Source organism: Actinomadura graeca (genome assembly GCF_019175365.1).
In the GTDB taxonomy this organism is placed as follows: domain Bacteria; phylum Actinomycetota; class Actinomycetes; order Streptosporangiales; family Streptosporangiaceae; genus Spirillospora; species Spirillospora graeca.
Map to the genome: position 1 here is coordinate 8,559,137 of NZ_CP059572.1, position 18,227 is coordinate 8,577,363.

At 73.1% G+C, this 18,227-nt stretch carries 15 protein-coding genes; 9 read left to right on the top strand and 6 right to left on the bottom strand.

Features of this window, described 5'->3' with window-relative positions; genetic code table 11:
* Positions 1-72: 72 nt before the first annotated feature.
* Complete coding sequence (locus AGRA3207_RS38035; RefSeq protein WP_231332209.1) at positions 73-1,059, top strand: SDR family NAD(P)-dependent oxidoreductase; 987 nt, start codon at positions 73-75, stop codon at positions 1,057-1,059.
* 66 nt (positions 1,060-1,125) lie between these two features.
* Here AGRA3207_RS38035 and glpK read toward each other — a convergent pair whose 3' ends face one another.
* Positions 1,126-2,694, bottom strand: a complete 1,569-nt coding sequence (gene glpK, locus AGRA3207_RS38040) for a glycerol kinase GlpK (protein ID WP_231332210.1) — start codon at positions 2,692-2,694, stop codon at positions 1,126-1,128.
* 66 nt (positions 2,695-2,760) lie between these two features.
* Positions 2,761-3,579, bottom strand: coding sequence for an MIP/aquaporin family protein (locus AGRA3207_RS38045; RefSeq protein WP_231332211.1), 819 nt, complete (start codon positions 3,577-3,579; stop codon positions 2,761-2,763).
* A gap of 258 nt (positions 3,580-3,837) precedes the next feature.
* On the opposite strand from AGRA3207_RS38045, the gene AGRA3207_RS38050 reads away from it, so the two are divergent.
* The 3 genes from AGRA3207_RS38050 (at position 3,838) to AGRA3207_RS38060 (ending at position 6,538) form a co-directional block, all read left to right on the top strand.
* A complete protein-coding gene (locus tag AGRA3207_RS38050) occupies positions 3,838-4,545 on the top strand; it encodes a GntR family transcriptional regulator (RefSeq protein ID WP_231332212.1) in 708 nt (235 codons plus the stop codon).
* 52 nt (positions 4,546-4,597) lie between these two features.
* The gene (locus tag AGRA3207_RS38055; protein WP_231336514.1) at positions 4,598-5,350 is read left to right on the top strand and encodes an enoyl-CoA hydratase/isomerase family protein; all 753 of its coding nucleotides are present in this window, start codon (positions 4,598-4,600) and stop codon (positions 5,348-5,350) included.
* A gap of 177 nt (positions 5,351-5,527) precedes the next feature.
* Positions 5,528-6,538, top strand: coding sequence for an aldo/keto reductase (locus tag AGRA3207_RS38060; RefSeq protein WP_231336515.1), 1,011 nt, complete (start codon positions 5,528-5,530; stop codon positions 6,536-6,538).
* 36 nt (positions 6,539-6,574) lie between these two features.
* Here the strand turns inward: AGRA3207_RS38060 and AGRA3207_RS38065 are convergent, their stop codons facing one another.
* Complete coding sequence (locus tag AGRA3207_RS38065) at positions 6,575-7,534, bottom strand: AraC family transcriptional regulator (protein ID WP_231332213.1); 960 nt, start codon at positions 7,532-7,534, stop codon at positions 6,575-6,577.
* A 73-nt stretch (positions 7,535-7,607) separates the two neighbouring features.
* On the opposite strand from AGRA3207_RS38065, the gene AGRA3207_RS38070 reads away from it, so the two are divergent.
* The 4 genes from AGRA3207_RS38070 to AGRA3207_RS38085 all read left to right on the top strand — a co-directional run bounded on the left by AGRA3207_RS38070 (position 7,608) and on the right by AGRA3207_RS38085 (position 15,315).
* Positions 7,608-8,444: an NAD(P)H-binding protein gene (locus AGRA3207_RS38070; protein ID WP_231332214.1), complete on the top strand. Its 837-nt coding sequence runs from the start codon at positions 7,608-7,610 to the stop codon at positions 8,442-8,444.
* A 248-nt stretch (positions 8,445-8,692) separates the two neighbouring features.
* Positions 8,693-12,625 (top strand): ATP-dependent RNA helicase HrpA, encoded by a 3,933-nt coding sequence (hrpA, locus tag AGRA3207_RS38075; protein WP_476692275.1) that lies wholly within the window; start codon positions 8,693-8,695, stop codon positions 12,623-12,625.
* Positions 12,626-12,633: 8 nt separating this feature from the next.
* Positions 12,634-13,584, top strand: a complete 951-nt coding sequence (gene pip / locus AGRA3207_RS38080; protein ID WP_231336516.1) for a prolyl aminopeptidase — start codon at positions 12,634-12,636, stop codon at positions 13,582-13,584.
* A 192-nt stretch (positions 13,585-13,776) separates the two neighbouring features.
* Positions 13,777-15,315, top strand: coding sequence for a coiled-coil domain-containing protein (locus AGRA3207_RS38085; RefSeq protein ID WP_231332216.1), 1,539 nt, complete (start codon positions 13,777-13,779; stop codon positions 15,313-15,315).
* A gap of 9 nt (positions 15,316-15,324) precedes the next feature.
* Here the strand turns inward: AGRA3207_RS38085 and AGRA3207_RS38090 are convergent, their stop codons facing one another.
* The 3 genes from AGRA3207_RS38090 to AGRA3207_RS38100 form a co-directional block, all read right to left on the bottom strand.
* Entirely contained in the window at positions 15,325-15,546 is a 222-nt protein-coding gene (locus AGRA3207_RS38090) for a hypothetical protein (RefSeq protein ID WP_231332217.1), read from the bottom strand.
* 160 nt (positions 15,547-15,706) lie between these two features.
* Positions 15,707-16,399 (bottom strand): thioesterase family protein, encoded by a 693-nt coding sequence (locus tag AGRA3207_RS38095; RefSeq protein WP_231332218.1) that lies wholly within the window; start codon positions 16,397-16,399, stop codon positions 15,707-15,709.
* Between the two features lie 309 nt (positions 16,400-16,708).
* Positions 16,709-17,224, bottom strand: a complete 516-nt coding sequence (locus tag AGRA3207_RS38100) for a hypothetical protein (RefSeq protein WP_231332219.1) — start codon at positions 17,222-17,224, stop codon at positions 16,709-16,711.
* Between the two features lie 124 nt (positions 17,225-17,348).
* On the opposite strand from AGRA3207_RS38100, the gene AGRA3207_RS38105 reads away from it, so the two are divergent.
* Positions 17,349-18,149, top strand: a complete 801-nt coding sequence (locus AGRA3207_RS38105) for an ABC transporter ATP-binding protein (RefSeq protein WP_231332220.1) — start codon at positions 17,349-17,351, stop codon at positions 18,147-18,149.
* Positions 18,150-18,227 lie beyond the last annotated feature (78 nt).

Here is an 18,227-nt window from a genome sequence, read left to right on the forward strand (position 1 = left end):
GGATCGCCGAGCCGTACCGCTGGCCGTCGGGCCCTTGACCTGGAGCGCGATCCAGCACCTAGCGTTCCGTCCATGACGAGCTCTCAACACAAGATCGGATCGGGGTTCGGCGCGGGCAGCACCGCCGAGGACGTCCTGAAGGGGATCGACCTGACGGGGAGGCTCGCCCTCGTCACCGGCGGGTACTCGGGCATCGGGCTGGAGACGACCCGCGCGCTCGCCGCCGCGGGCGCCCGCGTCGTGGTGCCCGCGCGGCGGCGGCGGGCCGCCGAGGACGCCGTCGCCGGGATCGGCGGCGTCGAGGTCGGCGAGCTGGACCTGGCCGACCTTGAGGACGTCCGGGCGTTCGCCGGCCGCTTCCTCGCGACCGGCCGCGGCATCGACCTCCTCATCGCCAACGCCGGGATCATGGCCTGTCCCGAGAGCCGGGTCGGCCCGGGCTGGGAGGCCCAGTTCGCGACCAACCATCTCGGCCACCACGCACTGGTCAACCGGCTGTGGCCGGCGATCCGGCCGGGTGCCCGGGTCGTCGCCGTCTCCTCGGCCGCGCACCACTTCTCCCGCATGCGCTGGGACGATGTCCATTTCGACCGCGGCTACGACAAATGGGAGGCGTACGGGCAGTCCAAGACCGCGAACATCCTCTTCGCGGTCCATCTCGACGCGCTCGCCCGGGACACCGTGCGTGCCTTCTCCCTGCACCCGGGCAGCATCCTCACGCCGCTCGTGCGGCATGTCGCCAAGGAAGAGCAGAGGGAACGGGGCTGGATCGACGAGCACGGCAACGAGATCGGCGCGGGATTCAAGACACCCGGGCAGGGCGCGGCCACCGGGGTGTGGGCTGCCACGTCACCGCGGCTGGCCGGGCACGGTGGCGTCTACTGCGAGGACTGTGACATCGCCGAGCCCGCGCCCGGGGACCTCCCGGAGACCATCGGCCGCCCCGCGGGGGCGGAGCGGCCGATGAGCGGCGTCCGGTCCTACGCGGTCGACCCCGACGAGGCGGCGCGGCTCTGGGCACTGTCCGCCGAGCTGACGGGCGTCGACGCCTTCGCGTGACCTGTCACCGGTCTCTTGTGGGGGGACGACCGCCCACGGCGGGGCCACCGGGGCGCTCCGCCGTGTTCAGTCGATGTCGATCCATCCGTAGGTGCGTTCGACGGCTTTCTTCCATCCGGTGTAGGCGTGGTCGCGTTGGCGGGGGGTCCAGGTGGGTTCCCAGCGGTGGTCTTGGTGCCAGTGGGTGCGTAGTTCGTCGGTGTCGTGCCACAGGCCGGTGGCCAGGCCGGCGGCGTAGGCGGCGCCCAGGGCGGTGGTCTCGGTGATGGTGGGGCGGGAGACCGGGACGCCCAGGATGTCGGCTTGCAGTTGCATGCACAGGTGGTTGGTGGTGACGCCGCCGTCGACCTTGAGGACCTCCAGGGTGACGCCGGAGTCGTGGTGCATGGCCTCGACCACGTCGCGGGTCTGGTAGCAGATGGCCTCCAGGGTGGCGCGGGCCAGGTGCGCGGCGGTGGTGTGGCGCGACAGCCCGACGATGGCGCCGCGGGCGTCGGCGCGCCAGTAGGGGGCGAACAGGCCGGAGAAGGCGGGGACGAAGTAGATGCCGCCGTTGTCGCCGGCCTGGCGGGCCAGGGTTTCGCTGTGGGCGGCGTCGGTGATGAGGCCGAGCTGGTCGCGTAGCCATTGCACGGCCGATCCGGTGACGGCGATGGAGCCTTCCAGGGCGTAGACGGGGGGTTGCCCGGCCAGCTGGTAGCACACGGTGGTGAGCATCCCGGCGTGGGAGGTCACGGGCTGGTGGCCGGTGTTGAGCAGCAGGAAGTTGCCGGTGCCGTAGGTGTTTTTGGCCTCGCCGGGGGCGAAGCAGACCTGTCCGACGGTGGCGGCTTGCTGGTCGCCCAGGATCGCGGTGACCGGCACCCCGCCGGTGCCGCTCCCGCCGGTGCCTGTGCTTGCGGTGGTTGTGCCGTTGGGGTGGGCGAGGGGGGTGTCGGGGTGGGTGGGGCCGTAGCCGCCGGGCTGGGTGGAGGGGCCGATGGCCGGGAGCATGGTGGCCGGGAGGGTGAAGATGTCCAGCAGTTCGGGGTCCCAGGTGAGGGTGTGCAGGTCCATGAGCATGGTGCGGGAGGCGTTGGTGGGGTCGGTGAGGTGGACGCCGCCGTGGGGGCCGCCGGTGAGGTTCCATAGCAGCCAGGTGTCGATGGTGCCCATGAGGGCGTGGCCGTGGTGGGCGGCTTGGCGGGCGCCGGGGGTGTTGTCCAGGATCCATTGGGCTTTGGCGGCGGAGAAGTAGGTGGCGGGGGGCAGGCCGGTGCGGTCGCGGATCATCTGGCCGCGGCTGTCGTGTTGCAGGGCGGTGGTGATCTGGTCGGTGCGGGTGTCTTGCCAGACGATGGCGTTGTGCAGGGGGTGGCCGGTGCGGGGGTCCCAGACCACGGTGGTCTCGCGCTGGTTGGTGATGCCGATGGCCTGCAGGTCGGTGGTGGACAGCCCGGCGGTGGCCAGCGCGGTCTGGATGACGGTGCGGGTGTTCTCCCAGATTTCGGCGGGGTCGTGCTCGACCCATCCGGGGCGGGGCAGGATCTGCCGGTGTTCCAGCTGGTGCCGGGCCACCACCGCACCGGAGTGATCGAACACCATGAACCTGGTGCTGGTCGTCCCCTGATCCAGCGCACCAACGAAATCAGCCATGTCCGGGGTCTCCTGTCATGTCGGGGACGGACGGGGGGAGGGGGCGGCCGGTGCCGCGGTGGCGGTTCACGCCGCCTCGTACTCGGGCTCGGCCCTCTGGTCGGGTGGGGCGTCGCCGGGCAGGAACCGTCCGATCAGCGCCTTGTACAGCCCCGCGCCGAGGACGCCGCCGAGGAGCGGGCCGATGATCGGCACCCAGAAGTACAGGTCGCCGTTCTGGTCCCGCCATGCTGACCCGTATCCGGTGAGGAACGAGGCGAGACGGGGCCCGAAGTCGCGCGCCGGGTTGATCGCGTAACCGGCGTCCGTCCCCCACGCCATTCCGATCACCACCACCAGAAGGCCGATGACGAACGGCGCCAGGTTCGCCAGCGGCGGCGCGTTGCGCGCGTCCGTGACGGCCTTGATCACGAACAGCAGGATCGCGGTTCCGATCACCTGGTCGCGGAGAGCGCCCCACGTCCCCACCGGCAGCGTCCCGTTGCCCGGCAGGGTCGAGAAGACGCCCTGGGTCTTGATGGTGTGGCCGGGGTCGGCCTTGGCGAGCACCTCGCTGTAGTTCCATCGGACGATCAGCGCGGCGACGAACGCGCCGAGCGTCTGGGCGGCGATGTAGGGGGCCGTCTTCCGCCAGGAGAACTCCTTGAAGACGGCGAGGGCGACGGTCACGGCCGGGTTCAGGTGCGCGCCGCTGATGCGCGCCGCGACGTACACGCCGAGCGTCACGCCGAGGCCCCATGCCCAGGCGATGCTGTCGTGGTCGCCGATGCCGGCGGCCGCGACCTGCGCGACGACGCCGACGCCGAACAGGATGAGGATCAGCGTGCCGGCGAACTCCGCGGCGAGTTCACCGGCCAGGGGTGGGATCGTTCTTCGTTCCGCCATGTCTGCTCTCCTCGTCACGCGGGGGTGGTGCGTGGTGGCCTGGACGCTAGGTCGTACGGGAGTGCCTGACAACAGAGGCCGGTCGGGGGCCGCTCACCGGCGTCGGGGCGTGCGGCGGCGTCCGGCGGGAGCAGGCACGCCGTTCCGCTTCCGCGCGCAAGGGAGGGAATGCAGGGCCGAAGACGCCGGGCTCCTCAGCCCGGTCGCCCTTTTCCTATATTTGATAGGAGAACCCGGCGATGTCAGCGGGAGATGACGGTGGGCCCTACCAGCGAGCCGGCCTTCGGCAGGCGCCGCCAGCTCGGCGACGAGGTGGCCGCCTACGTCCGCGAGCTCATCATGTCGGGGCAGGTCGGGCACGGCGAGTTCCTGCGGATGGAACGGATCGCCGAGGATCTCGGGATCAGCGTCACGCCCGTCCGGGAGGCGCTGCTGTCACTGCGCGGGGAGGGCTTCGTCACGCTGGAGCCACGCCGCGGGTTCATGCCGGCGCCGCTGACACGGCAGGACGTCCAGGACCTGTTCGAGGCGCAGGCGTACTTCGCCGGGGAGCTGGCGGCGCGCGCCGCCGGGCGGATCACCGAGGCGGAGCTGGACGCGCTGGAGGAGACACAGGCGCGGCTGGAGAAGGCGTCCCGGTCCCTGGACGCGGAGGAGATCGAGCTCGCCAACCACCGGTTCCACCGGTCGATCAACCTGTGCGCGGGGTCGCCCAAGACGGCCTGGCTGCTGCAGCTCGTGGTCCGGTACGCGCCGCGCCGCTTCTACTCCAGCATCCACGGCTGGACACAGGCGTCCGTCGACGACCACCGCATCGTCCTCGCTGCGCTGCGGGCGAGGGACGCCGGCGCGGCGCGGCAGGCGATGCGGGCGCACATCCGGCACGCGGGCACGCTGCTGGTCGTGCACCTGGAGGCCCAGGGATTCTGGGACGAGCGGGCCGGTGGCCGTCGCTCGGCCCGGTGAACCGGCCGCCTATAGCGTATAAGCGATATCCAGGAGGATGCGGTTGATCACGGTGTCCGAGCACGAGGCGACCCGGGTGCTGACGCTCGACCGCCCGGAGGCCCGCAACGCGATCGACGTCCCGGCGCGTGAAGCCCTCCGGGACGAGCTCCGGCGCGCGGTGGACGATCCCGCCGTGCGGGCCGTCGTGCTGACCGGCGCCGGAGGCACGTTCTGCGCGGGCGGGGACGTCCGTTCCATGGAGGGCGCGGCCCCGGACACGGTGCGGGCGCGGCTCGCGCCGCTGCACGACGTGGTCCGGCTGATCGCCGCGGGCGGGACGCCCGTGGTGGCGGCCGTCGAGGGCACCGCCGCCGGGCTGGGCGTCTCCCTCGCCGCGGTCTGCGACCACGTGGTCACCGCCGAGGACGCCAGGTTCGTCGCGGCGTTCGGCAGGATCGGCCTCGTCCCGGACGGCGGGCTCCTCTGGACGCTCCCGCGGCGGGTCGGGTCGGGCGCCGCCAGGGACATGCTGCTCTTCGGCGCGCCCGTGCCCGCGTCCCGCGCCTACGAGATCGGCCTGGCCGACTCGCTCGCCCCGCCCGGTGGCGCGCTGGACGCCGCGCTGGAACGCGCCGCCGGGGCCGCCGCCCTCGCCCCGCTGGCGGTCGCCGCCGCCAAACGCGTGCTCGCCGGTGACGACGGGCTGGAGCGGCTCCTGGAGGCCGAGTGCGCGGAGCAGGCGGCCCTGTTCGCAACCGCCGACTTCGCCGAGGGACGCGCCGCGTTCGCCGGGCGCAGGACGCCCCGTTTCGAGGGCCGCTGACAGCACGCCGGCCCGGGAGGCGACCCGACGCTCCGATGCCGCTGAGAGGCGAGGGCACCGCCGACGGCAAGTAGATGATCATCGGTCGCCGGCTGCCGGAGGACTGAGTGCGCTCCGCGATCACGCCCGGAATTGGCGGATATCGTCGTCGGCACAGCCGGAGGAAGGGGCTCGATGATGAGGAACCGGGACTTCGCCGGAACGCCGGTGGGCGCGGTCGGCCTGGGGTGCATGGGGATGAGCTGGGCGTACGCCGAGTCCGAGCGCGACGACGAGGCGTCGGCCGCGCTGATCCGCGAGGCCCTCGACCTCGGCGTGACGTTCCTGGACACCGCCCAGGTTTACGGCGACGGTCACAACGAGGAGTTAGTGGGCCGCGCGCTCGCCGGCCGGCGGGACGAGGCGGTCCTCGCCACCAAGACCGGCCTGGTCGTCGCGGACATGGCGACCAGGAGCATCGTCCGGCGGGGCACGCCCGAGCACGTCGTCGCGTCCGCCGAGGACAGCCTGCGCCGTCTCCGCACCGACGTGATCGACCTCTACTACCTGCACCGCGTCGACCCGGACGTGCCGCTGGCCGACACCTGGGGCGCCATGGCGGAGCTGGTCGCGGCGGGCAAGGTCCGCCACCTCGGCCTGTCGGAGGTCAGCGTCGCGCAGGCCGCCGAGGCGCACGCCGTCCACCCGGTCGCAGCCGTCCAGTCGGAGCTGTCGCTGTGGACGCGCGACGCCATGGGCGAGCCCGGCGGGGGCGCGGCGGGCGACGGCGTGGGCTCCATCGCCGGGGCGGGCGAGGCGGGCGACGTCGTCGGCTGGTGCGCCGCCCACGGCGCGGCGTTCGTGCCGTTCTCGCCGCTGGGCCGGGGCTTTTTAACCGGGACCGTGACCACCTCCGAGTTCGAGGCCACCGACTTCCGGGGCATCAACCCGCGCTTCCAGGAGGAGGCGCTGAAGGCCAATCTGCGGATCGTCGACGTCGTCAGGGCGGTCGCGGACGGCCACGGTGCCACCCCGGCCCAGGTCGCCATCGCCTGGACGCTCGCGCAGGGCGACCACGTCATCCCGATCCCCGGGACCAAGAAGGAGCGCTACCTGCGCGACAACGCCGGCGCCGCCGGCCTGGAACTGACCGGCGCCGACCTCGCGGCGCTGGACGCCGTGCCCGCCGCCGTCGGCGGACGCTACTGAAGCGGGCGCCGTTGCGCGGCCACGGGACGGGCCGGCTCAGGGCGCTGGGCTGTCCACGTCCCGGGCGCGCAGGACGGTGCTCGGGGCGACGCCGCGGACGCGCTTGAAGGCGTTGCTGAACGCGAACCCGTCGGCGTAGCCGACCCGCCGCGCGACCGAGGCGACGCTGGCGCCGCGCTCGCGCAGCAGGTCGGCGGCCAGCGTCATCCGCCACTCGGTGAGGTAGGCGAGCGGCGGGCTGCCGACCAGCTCGGTGAAGCGGCGCGCGAACACCGCGCGGGACATGCCCGTCTCGGCGGCGAGGGACGCCACCGTCCACGGCCCGGCGGGCCGCTCGTGCAGGAGCCGCAGCGCGAGCCCGATCCGCGGGTCGCCGAGGGCCCGGTACCCGGCGGGCGGCGCCGCGTCCGGGCGTGCGAACCACGCGCGCAGCGCCCGCACCAGCAGCATGTCGAGGAGCCGGTCGAGGATGATCTGCTGGCCCGGCTCCTCGCGGGCGACCTCGGCCGCCAGCAGGTCGAGCAGCGGCGCGAACTCCCGCTGCCACGGGACGACGGCCAGCTCCGGCAGCGCCGAGAGCAGCCGCTCGCACACGTCGCCGCGCATCGGGTACTCGGCCGTGACGAACAGGTCCGATCCGTCGGCGGTGAAGCCGTAGGTGCGCGGGCCGAGCCGGTAGTCGCGCCGGGGGGCGGCCGGGCCGTCGGCGGTCGCGTAGCAGCGCTCGGAGTCGAGGACCACGATCTGCGGCGGTGTGTCCGGATGGTCCCCGGCCGTGAACGGCGTCCCGCCGCGCGTCAGGACGATGTCTCCCTGCCGGACCGGGAGGGGCCGCCCACCGTCGGGCACGAGCCACGCCTCGCCGCTGAGCATGGTGCCGAGCGCGAGCGGCGCGGGGGCGTCGAACCGCACCGCCCACGGCGGCTCGGCGACCGACCGGCAGAACACGGCGCCCCGGGCCCGCACGCCCGAGAGCAGGTCGTCGAGGATGTCCATGCTGAGACGATCCCACATGTGATCGAGACGTGCGACCATGGATCGTCTCGGCCCCGGCTGATGTGCTGGTCACATGACCGATGCACCGATCCTCGTCCTCGGCGCCCGCGGCAAGACCGGACGCCGGGTGACCGCACGCCTCCGGGACCGCGGGCTGGCCGTCCGCGCCGCGTCCCGCACGACCGGGACCCGCTTCGAATGGGCCGACCGCTCCACCTGGGGCCCGGCGCTGGAGGGCGCGGGCGCCGTGTACCTCGTCCCGATGAACGAGCACGTCCGCCAGGAAGCCGTCTCCGAATTCACCGGCGAGGCCGCGGCCGCCGGAGTGCGGCGGCTCGTCCTGCTGTCCGCGCGCGGCGTGGACGGGCGGCCCATGCCCGAGCAGGAGCCCGCCGAGCGCGCCGTCCGGGAGGCCGGCGCGCAATGGACGATCCTGCGCCCCGCGTGGTTCAACCAGAACTTCAGCGAGGACTTCCTGCTCTCCCCGCTGCTCGGCGGAGACCTGGCACTGCCCGCGGGGGAGGGCCGGGAGGCGTTCGTCGACGTGGCGGACATCGCCGACATCGCGGTCGCCGCGCTCACCGGCGACGGCCACGACGGGCGGACCTATGAGCTGACCGGCCCGGAGCCGCTGTCGTTCCGGGAGGTCGTCCGGACGGTCGCGGCCGCGTCGGGCCGCGACATCCGCTACACGCCGCTGGAGGTGCCCGAGTTCAAGGCGAGACTGGAGGCGGACGCGGTCCCCGGCCCGTTGATCGAGATCCTCGCGAGGCTGCTGGCGGGGATCGCCGACGGCACGGGCGACCGCGTGACCGGCGACGTGCGGAATGTGCTCGGCCGTGAGCCGCGCCCGTTCGCCGAGTACGTCAAGGAGGCCGCGGCCGCCGGTGCCTGGAGCGGCCCGGCCTAGCCGGGCGGCCGGGGACGATAGTCCGCCAGATGGCGCCGGACCATTCGGCGGACGGCCGGGTCACAGGCGGCCTCCGGCAGCCGCCGATCCGGGGCCGTGCGCGCGGAATGCCGTCCAGCCGCGCGGTGTTGAACAGTCGTGCCGCCGGGGAAAATCAATCGCCCCGTGTGAGGCGTTCCGGCTACGGTGCGAAGGTTTGAGGGGTGAGCGGGGCCGAGGGGCCTGGAACCCTATCCTTGTCGAGGATTATGAGGACGTCTGTGAGATCGCCGCTCGCCGACCTGCGCGCGCGCCTGCCGCATCTGATGCTCCGCGACCAGCACCGGTTGCGGCGCCGGATCGACGGCATCCAGAAGATGCGCGACGCCGCGCGCCGCGCCGCGGTCACCGAGGAGATCGCCGCCGAGATCGAGACGGCGGAGCGCCGCGTGGCGCGGCGCCGCGCCGCCGTGCCCGCGATCACCTACCCGGCCGAGTTGCCGGTGGCCCGGAAGAAGGACGACATCCTCGCCGCCGTCCGCGACCACCAGGTCGTGATCGTCGCGGGGGAGACCGGGTCGGGGAAGACGACGCAGATCCCGAAGATCTGCCTGGAGCTCGGCCGCGGCGTGCTCGGTTCGATCGGGCACACCCAGCCGCGCCGGCTCGCCGCCCGCACCGTCGCCGACCGGATCGCCGAGGAGCTCGGCACCGGGCTCGGCGACGCCGTCGGCTACAAGGTGCGCTTCACCGACCACTCCGGTGACGACACGCTCGTCAAGCTGATGACCGACGGGATCCTGCTCGCCGAGATCCAGGCCGACCGGCTGCTCCGCCAGTACGACACCCTGATCATCGACGAGGCGCACGAGCGCAGCCTCAACATCGACTTCCTGCTCGGGTACGTCAAGGAGATCCTGCCGAGGCGCCCCGACCTCAAGGTGATCATCACTTCGGCGACGATCGACCCCGAACGGTTCTCCGAGCACTTCGACGGCGCGCCGATCGTGGAGGTGTCGGGCCGCACGTACCCGGTGGAGGTGCGCTACCGGCCGATCGCCGACCCCGGCGACCCGTCCGCCGACCCCGACCGCGACCCGATCCAGGCGATCCTGGACGCGGTGGACGAGCTGGGCCGCGAGGCGCCCGGCGACGTGCTGGTCTTCCTCAGCGGCGAGCGCGAGATCCGCGACACCGCCGACGCGCTGGCCAAGCACTTCCAGCGCAGGCGCGACGCCACCGAGGTCCTCCCGCTGTACGCGCGGCTGTCGGCGGCCGAGCAGCACCGGGTGTTCCAGCGGCACACCGGGCGGCGGGTCGTCCTCGCGACGAACGTCGCCGAGACGTCGCTGACCGTCCCGGGCATCAAGTACGTCGTCGATCCCGGCACGGCCCGCGTCTCCCGCTACAGTCACCGGCTGAAGGTGCAGCGGCTCCCGATCGAGCCCGTCTCCCAGGCGTCGGCGAACCAGCGCAAGGGACGCTGCGGGCGCGTGTCCGAGGGCGTGTGCATCCGGCTGTACTCCGAGGAGGACTTCGAGTCCCGCCCGGAGTTCACCGACCCGGAGATCCTGCGCACCAACCTGGCGTCGGTCATCCTGCAGATGACGTCGCTCGGCCTCGGTGACATCGCCGCGTTCCCGTTCGTGGAGCCGCCCGACCGCCGCAACGTCAAGGCGGGCGTCGACCTGCTGCACGAGCTCGGCGCGATCGACCCGTCCGAGAAGGACCCGCGCAAGCGCCTCACCCCGCTCGGCCGCCGCCTGGCCCAGCTCCCCGTCGACCCGAGGCTCGCGCGGATGGTCCTGGAGGCCGACGCGAACGGCTGCGTCCGCGAGGTCCTGGTCATCGCCGCCGCGCTGTCCATCCAGGACCCCCGGGAGAGGCCCGCCGAGCACCAGCAGGCCGCCGACGACAGGCACCGCCGGTTCGCCGACCCCACGTCCGACTTCCTGGCCTACCTGAACCTGTGGAACTACCTGCGCGAGCAGCAGAGGGAGCTGACGGGCAGCGCGTTCCGCCGCATGTGCAAGAACGAGTTCCTGCACTTCCTGCGCGTGCGCGAGTGGCAGGACCTGCACGGCCAGCTCAAGCAGGTCGCCAAGTCCCTCGGCGTCACGCTCAACACCTCCGACGCCGCGCCCGACCGCGTCCACGTCTCGCTCCTCGCCGGGCTGCTCTCCCACATCGGCCTCGCCGACACCGAGAAGAAGGACAAGCAGCGGCGCGGCCAGGAGTACCTCGGCGCGCGCGGCGCGAAGTTCGCGGTGTTCCCCGGGTCGGCGCTGTTCAAGAAGCCGCCGCGCTGGGTGATGTCGGCGGAGCTCGTCGAGACGTCCCGGCTGTGGGGACGGGTCAACGCCAAGATCGAGCCTGAGTGGATCGAGCCGCTCGCCGGGCACCTGGTCAAGCGGAGCTACAGCGAGCCGCACTGGTCGAAGAAGCAGGCCGCCGTCATGGCGCACGAGAAGGTGACCCTCTACGGCGTGCCGATCGTCGCCGACCGGCGCGTCAACTACGGCCGCATCGACCCCGTGCTGTCCCGCGAGCTGTTCATCCGGCACGCGCTCGTCGAGGGCGACTGGGAGACCCACCACCGGTTCTTCCACGAGAACCGCGCGCTCCTGGACGAGGTGGAGGAGCTGGAGCACCGCGCCCGGCGCCGCGACATCCTCGTCGACGACGAGACGCTGTTCGACTTCTACGACGAGCGGATCCCCGAGGACGTCGTCTCCGGGCGGCACTTCGACGCCTGGTGGAAGCGGACCCGGCGGTCCGAGCCCGACCTGCTCGGGTTCGAGAAGTCGATGCTCATCAACGACACCGCCGACGGCGTCAGCGAGTCCGACTACCCGGACGTGTGGCAGCAGGGGCCGCTGCGGCTGCGGCTGACCTACCAGTTCGAGCCCGGCACCGACGCCGACGGCGTGACCGTCCACATCCCCGTGCAGATCCTCAACCAGGTGCGGCCGGACGGGTTCGAGTGGCAGGTGCCCGGCCTGCGCGCCGAGCTGGTCACCGAGCTGATCCGCTCGCTGCCCAAGCAGCTGCGCGTGAACTTCGTCCCGGCGCCCGACTACGCGCGCAAGCTCCTCGACCGCGTCGCGCCGCGCACCGAGCCGCTGCTGGACGCGCTGGAACGCGAGCTGACCGCGATGACGAGCGTGCAGATCGCGCGGGAGGCGTGGGACCCGTCGCGGCTCCCCGCCCATTTGCGCATCACGTTCCGCGTCGTCGACGACCGCGGCCGCACCCTCGGCGAGGGCACCGGCCTCGACGAGCTGAAACGCCGGCTCGCGGGCAAGGTGCGCGGGACGCTGTCCCAGGCGGCGTCCACGATCGAACGCTCCGGGCTCCGCGAGTGGACGATCGGGGAGCTGCCGCGCACCTACGAGCGCAACCAGGCGGGCTACGACGTCAAGGCGTACCCGGCGCTGACCGACGAGGGCGACGCCGTCGCCGTCCGGATGTACGAGACGGAGGCCGAGCAGCGCCGCGCCATGTGGCTCGGCACCCGCAGGCTCGTCCTCCTCAACGCCCCCTCACCGGTGAAGCTCATCCAGGGGCGGCTGACCAACCAGGGCAAGCTGGCGCTCAGCCACAACCCGCACGGCTCCGTGCCCGCCCTCTTCGACGACTGCGTCACCGCCGCCGCCGACCGGCTCATCGCCGAGGCCGGCGGGCCCGCGTGGGACGAGGACGGCTTCCGCGCCCTGGACGAGCACGTCCGCGCCGGCCTCCACGACGCGACCGCCGCGATCGTCGCGCAGGTCGAGCGGATCCTCGCCGAGGCCCACGAGATCGACCGGCGGCTGCGCGGGACCACGAGCCTGACGCTCGTCCCCGCGCTGACCGGCATCCGCGGCCACCTCGCCACACTGATCGCCCCCGGGTTCGTCACCGCGACCGGCTGGCAGCGTCTGCCCGATCTGCCCCGCTACCTGCGCGCTCTCCAGGTGAGGCTGGACAAGCTGCCCGAGAACCCCGGCCGCGACCGGATGCTCTCTCACCAGGTCGAGGAGCTGACCGGCGAGTACGAGCGGGCGCTGCAGCGCCTCCACCCGTCCCGCCGGGACGCCGAGCCCGCGCGGCAGGCCCGCTGGATGCTGGAGGAGCTGAGGGTCAGCCTGTTCGCCCAGCAGCTCGGAACGCGCTACCCCGTGTCGGACAAGCGGATCCGCAAGGTCCTCGCCCAGCTGTGAACGACCGGCTGAGGGACTACTACCCGCCCGTCGAGCCGCACGACTCCGGGTGGCTCGACGTCGGCGACGGCAACGAGATCTACTGGGAGGTGTGCGGGAACCCCGCGGGCAAGCCCGCGGTCTTCCTGCACGGCGGCCCCGGAGGCGGCCTGCTCCCGGACAACCGGCGCTACTTCGACCCGTCCGCGTACCGGATCGTGCTGTTCGACCAGCGCAACTGCGGCCGCAGCCGGCCCGGCGCGGACGACCCGGGGGTCTTGTTGGAGCACAACACGACCCCGCATCTGGTCGCCGACATCGAGCGCCTGCGCGAGCACCTGTCCATCGAGCGCTGGCTGGTCTTCGGCGGGAGCTGGGGCACGACGCTCGGCCTCGCCTACGCGCAGGCCCACCCCGGGCGCGTCACGGAGATGGTGCTGCGCGGAGTGTGGCTCATCCGTCCGGCGGACGAGGCGTGGGCGTTCACTCCGGGTGGCGCGGCGCACCTCTTCCCCGCCGAGTGGGCCGCGTTCCGCGACGCGATACCGCCCGCCGAACAGGGCGACCTGGTGCGCGCCTACGGCCGCCGCGTCCACGACCCCGACCCGGCGGTGCACGTCCCCGCCTCGCGCGCCTGGATGGGATGGGAGCTGTCGGCCAACACCCTGTTGCCCGTGCCGCCGCCCGACCTGGACGATTCCCTCCTCGTCGCGTTCGCCCGCATCACGCACCACTACATCGCCAACGGGGGATTCCTTCCTGAGGAGGGACTGCTCGCGGGCGTGGACCGCATCCGGCACATCCCCGCCGTGGTCGTGAACGGGCGCTACGACATCAAGACGCCGCCGGACCAGGCATGGGACCTGCACCGCGCCTGGCCCGAGGCGGAGTTCACCATCGTCGAGGACGCGGGGCACGGCGGGTCCGAGCCTGGGACGCGGCACGTCCTCATCGAGGCGACCGACCGCTTCCGCGGATGACCACCTTTTCGGACCCCGGTGCCGGTGACGGCCCTCTCACGGCGAGGCCCGGGAACCCCTGTGCGCACGCCGTTTCCGCACCTGGCGGCGGTCGTCGCGGAGCGATCCGCTCACTCTCCGACGACCTGGACATGTCCACTCGTCCCTCGCAAGTCACTGCAGTCATGTCGACTAGTGCGTATGGTTCATTCCATGCCGAAGAGCGAAGAGCGCGACAATAGCGGCCCCGAGGAGACGGCCGCGACTCCGGAAGCCGCGGTCTCCGGAGGCGCGAAGCCGCAGGACGGCGTGCCCCCGCCCCCGGGGGACGACGCGGGCGCGCAGGACCCGCGGGGCGGCGGCCCGACGCCGGAACGTCCCGCCGAGACGGCCGTCGCGCGGGTGGGCGACCCGGTCGCGGTGTGGCCGTGCGCCAACTGCGGACGGCCCGTCCCGCAGCCGGTGGGGGCGGTGCGCTCCGTCCGCTACTGCCAGGACAACGACGGCGCCTGCGCCCGCGAGGCCCGCGACCGCCGCGACCGCGGCCGCGACGCGCCGGGGCTGACCGGCCAGGTCGCCTCCACCTGGGAGATGGTCGAGCGCCTGGAGAAGGCCGCCGACCTGCTCGCCGACTCGCTGACCTCCGAGCTGAGCGTCGCCGGCGTCGAGCGCCGCGTCGCCGAGGTGCGCGCCGAGGCCGCCCGCGAGCTCGCCATCGCGCAGAGCGAGCGCGACTCCTCCCAGCGCAAGGCCGAGGAGGCGTGGCACGAGGCGACCTCCGCCCGCGGCCGCGCCGAGAGCGCCGAGAAGGAGGCCGCGCACGCCCGCGAGGAGGCCAAGCTCGCCACCTCCAAGCGCGACGCCGCCCAGCAGGCGTGGGAGGAGGCCCACCAGGTCGCGCAGCAGTCGATGACCGCCAAGCTCGCCGCCGAGAGCGAGCGCGACCGCATCGCCGCGCGCGAGACCGAGCTGCTCGCCGCCCTGGAGGCGGCGCGCGCCGAACTCGTCACCCTGCACGCCAGACTCTCCGAGACCGAGGGGGCCGTCGAGTCCCAGCGCGTCGAGGCGGCCGTCGCCAAGCAGGGCGCCGAGGACCTGCGCAACGCCATGCGCGACACCGAGGCGCAGCGGCAGCGGGCGATGCAGGCCGCCAGCAAGGCCGAGGCCGAGCGCGCCACCGCCCTGCGGGCCCAGTCCGAGGCGGAGGCCGAGCTCGTGCGCGCCAACGCCCGGGCCGAGGAGGCGGTCAAGGAGCGTGACGCCGCCCAGGCCATGGCCCAGGCCGCCACCGCCGAGCGCGAGGAGCTCAACGCCAAGATCAGCGACCAGTCGGTGCAGCTCCGGCAGCTGTCCCAGTCGGTCGCCGAGCAGCAGGCCGCGCTGACCGCCCTCGCCGAGGAGCGCGACGCCGCCCGCGCCGAGGCCGACCGTGCCCGCCGCCAGGTGGACCAGTTCACGCACAACACGCTGTCGTCCAACATCCCGCCCGGCGGCCGGATGCCGGGCGGCGGCACCCCGGCGCCCTCCGCGGGCCTCTCGCACAACGCGGCACCCCCGCCGCCCCCCGGGATCCCGCCGGGCCCGCCCCCGATCGGCCCCGGCCCGTCCGCGGCCCCCCGCCCGCAGAACGCGCCGGTCCCGCTCAGCGCGCCGCCCCCGAGCCACCCGGCCCAGGGCACCGTCCCGCCGGGCCGCGGGCAGTCGTCACTGAACGGCGCCGACCGGGAGGACCCCCTCTTCACCGGCCCCTGACGGCCCGGCTCACCCGAACTTGACGACCATGAGGAGCACCATCGCCGACCCCGCGACGAGGAGCGCGGTGTGCGTGCGCTCCTTCGCGGCCGTCTGCCGCAGGCTGCTCACCCTTTTGCGGCCGAGCCGCACGTCGAACACCGCACGTCGTGCCCGTTCCCAGTGGATGCCCGTGTAGATCGCGAGCCCGGCCAGCCCGAGCAGCAGTAACCCGGTTCCGTATCCGCTCATCTGTCCCGCCTCCGTGTTCGCGGAAGCTCACAGTGAACAGCGGACCGGCCCGGCCGGGCCGCGTCAAACGACACATTTCCAGAATCCATGCGGAACCGGACCACCACCGCGCGGTACCGATTCCCCGGTGAACGTGACCCCCTGGCACGTTCCCGCCGGATCACCGCCCGAACGTCTCCGGATCGACCTCGATCCAGATCTGCTCCGCACGGCCGAGGAGCCGCCCGTCCGCCCCGTACAGCGCGGTGGCGGCGTGCATCTTGCGGTCCTCCCTGCTCCGCGCCAGCCCCATGACCACGCACCGCTCACCCGCCTGCGGCAGCCCGGTGACCTGCGCGGTCATGGTCCCGAGGACCGCGGGCCGGCCCGCCACGCCGAACGACCAGCCACCGGGGCAGTCCAGCGCCGCCCAGACCACTTCGGGCTCCGGCACCTCCCGCGGCACCCAAGGCGAGGCCACGATCGCCTCCGCGACCGTCCCCGGCTCCAGCCGCAACCCGTCCCCGGTCTCCCGCTCGGGCCCGCACACGAAGCACCGCGGAAACGGATGCCTCTCCGCCGCCGCCCCGAACGCCGCCGCCGCCTCCTCCGCGACCTCGAACGGCACCGCCGCGACCGGCGGCACCACGATCGCCCCCGCCAGCGCCTCGGCGACCAGCACGTCACCGTCCCAGAGCCGCACCCCGTGGCCGCGCTCGTCCTCGACCGTGACCGTCAGCTCCACCTCCAGCGGCGGAGGCCGCCGCAGCGTCACCGTCACCGTGTCGGACGCCGCACGCCCGGCCAGCAACCCCGCGACGTACCCGCCGTTGCCCGACCCGTCCGGCCCATGGAACCGCTTCTCAATGATCACTCTGCGTTCCCCCGTGCTCAAACCGCCCGAAAACCGGACCGATCCTATATTTATTGGGGAGGCGAGCCCCCATATCCCCCGGCTGCGCGGCACGGGTCTCCTCCACTGCGCTCGCTGCACTCGCTGCGTTGCGGGGACGCGGCGCGCCGGGGATACCCGCTCCGCTCGCTTGCGCTCGCTCCGCGTGCCTCCCCGAAACCGGTGGCCGGGCTTCGAACCGGTGGTTGAGGCTCAACCTGCCGGGGTCGGGGTTTCGAGGCACGTTTGCCTGGGGCGACCGCCAGACCCCCGGTGCGCTTCTTTGACCCTCTATACGGCGCGGGAAGGTTGGGGACGGCCTGGGCGGGTGGTGAAGAAGACGGAGAGGGAGCCCTTGAGGCGGGCGCGGACGGTCTCCTCGTCCACGGGGCCGTCGTCGGGGACGGGGGTGAGGTCCAGCGCGCGGGCGATCAGCAGGTCGACGTTGCGGTCGGCGACCAGGACCGAGCAGGTGTCGCAGGCGTACCAGGGGTAGAGCATGTTGAGGACGGCGACGGCGGTGTCGTCGTCGGACAGGTGCGTCGTGTCGAGCTCGACCTCGAACATGTCGGTGTCCTCGGGGTCGAGCGTCGGGTAGTAGAGCCAGCTCGGGCCCGCCGAGGCGCAGAAGTCGCACGCCTGGTCCTGGGCGGCGGGCGCGCCGACCGCGAGCTCCAGCTCGTGGTCCCATGGCTCCACCCGCCGGTTGTGGCGGTAGCCCACGCCGTCCAGCGAACCCTCACGGTTGTGCGTGACGTCGTGCACCTCGCCGCCGCAGCGGGCGCACATGAAGCCGATGTCCTCCATGTCCCTCCCCTGATCGCTGAGGCACCGGAACTCACATTATCCGGCCGGGGCGCTCCGTCGTACCGGGTGCCGCGAACCTTCGGGTACCTTGAAGATCTTTCTTCGATCCCTGGTGGGAGGTCCCGTGTCTCGCTACGGCGCGTCCGTCGTGCTCAACGCCGACAAGATCGATCTGGTCCGTGAGCGGCGCCTCCTCCTCGACGCGGTGACGATGACCGTGCTCCGCGGCGAGCACTGGGCGCTGATCGGCCCGAACGGCGCGGGGAAGAGCACGCTGCTGGGCATCCTCGGGGCCTACACGCATCCGACGCGCGGCATGGCGGAGATCCTCGGGCGCCGCCTCGGCAGGGTGGACGTGCAGGAGCTGCGGAGGCTGATCGGCCAGGTGAACCCGCGGCATCCGCTGGAGTCGGCGCGGACGGTCCGGGAGATCGTGCTGACCGGCGTGACGGGCACCATCGAGCTGGTCCCGCGCTGGACCCCCTCGGAGGACGAGCTTCGCCGCGCCGACGAGCTGATCGGGCTGATGGGCCTGACCCGCCGCACGGATGCGCGCTGGCCGAACCTGTCGCAGGGGGAGCGGGGCCGGGCCCTGATCGCCCGGGCGCTCATGCCCGACCCGCCGCTGCTGCTGCTCGACGAACCCGCCACCGGCCTGGACGTCGCGGCGCGGGAGCGGCTGCTGGCCTCGATCGACCAGCTGCGGGCGGACCGTCCCGACCTGACGACGGTGCTGGTCACCCACCACCTGGAGGAGCTGCCCACCAGCACCAGCCACGCGCTGCTGCTGCGGGACGGGCAGGTCCTCGCGTCGGGCCCGGCCGGGGAGGTCCTCACCACCGAGCTGGTCAGCGCCTGCTTCGACCACCCCATCACGATCACCCGGAACAACGGACGCTGGGCCGCGACCGCCGGACCGGCCTGAGCGACGGGGGTCCCCAGCCGTCACGCGAGCGCGCTACCAGCCCGGGTGAGGCAAAGCCGGAGGCGAGCCTCACGCGGT

Coding starts and splice junctions, on each gene's coding strand:
- AGRA3207_RS38035 (WP_231332209.1), top strand. CDS start 73: ATGACGAGCTCTCAACACAAGATCGGATCGGGGTTCGGCGCGGGCAGC.
- glpK (WP_231332210.1), bottom strand. CDS start 2,694: ATGGCTGATTTCGTTGGTGCGCTGGATCAGGGGACGACCAGCACCAGG.
- AGRA3207_RS38045 (WP_231332211.1), bottom strand. CDS start 3,579: ATGGCGGAACGAAGAACGATCCCACCCCTGGCCGGTGAACTCGCCGCG.
- AGRA3207_RS38060 (WP_231336515.1), top strand. CDS start 5,528: ATGAGGAACCGGGACTTCGCCGGAACGCCGGTGGGCGCGGTCGGCCTG.
- AGRA3207_RS38065 (WP_231332213.1), bottom strand. CDS start 7,534: ATGGACATCCTCGACGACCTGCTCTCGGGCGTGCGGGCCCGGGGCGCC.
- AGRA3207_RS38070 (WP_231332214.1), top strand. CDS start 7,608: ATGACCGATGCACCGATCCTCGTCCTCGGCGCCCGCGGCAAGACCGGA.
- hrpA (WP_476692275.1), top strand. CDS start 8,693: ATGAGGACGTCTGTGAGATCGCCGCTCGCCGACCTGCGCGCGCGCCTG.
- AGRA3207_RS38085 (WP_231332216.1), top strand. CDS start 13,777: ATGCCGAAGAGCGAAGAGCGCGACAATAGCGGCCCCGAGGAGACGGCC.
- AGRA3207_RS38090 (WP_231332217.1), bottom strand. CDS start 15,546: ATGAGCGGATACGGAACCGGGTTACTGCTGCTCGGGCTGGCCGGGCTC.
- AGRA3207_RS38100 (WP_231332219.1), bottom strand. CDS start 17,224: ATGGAGGACATCGGCTTCATGTGCGCCCGCTGCGGCGGCGAGGTGCAC.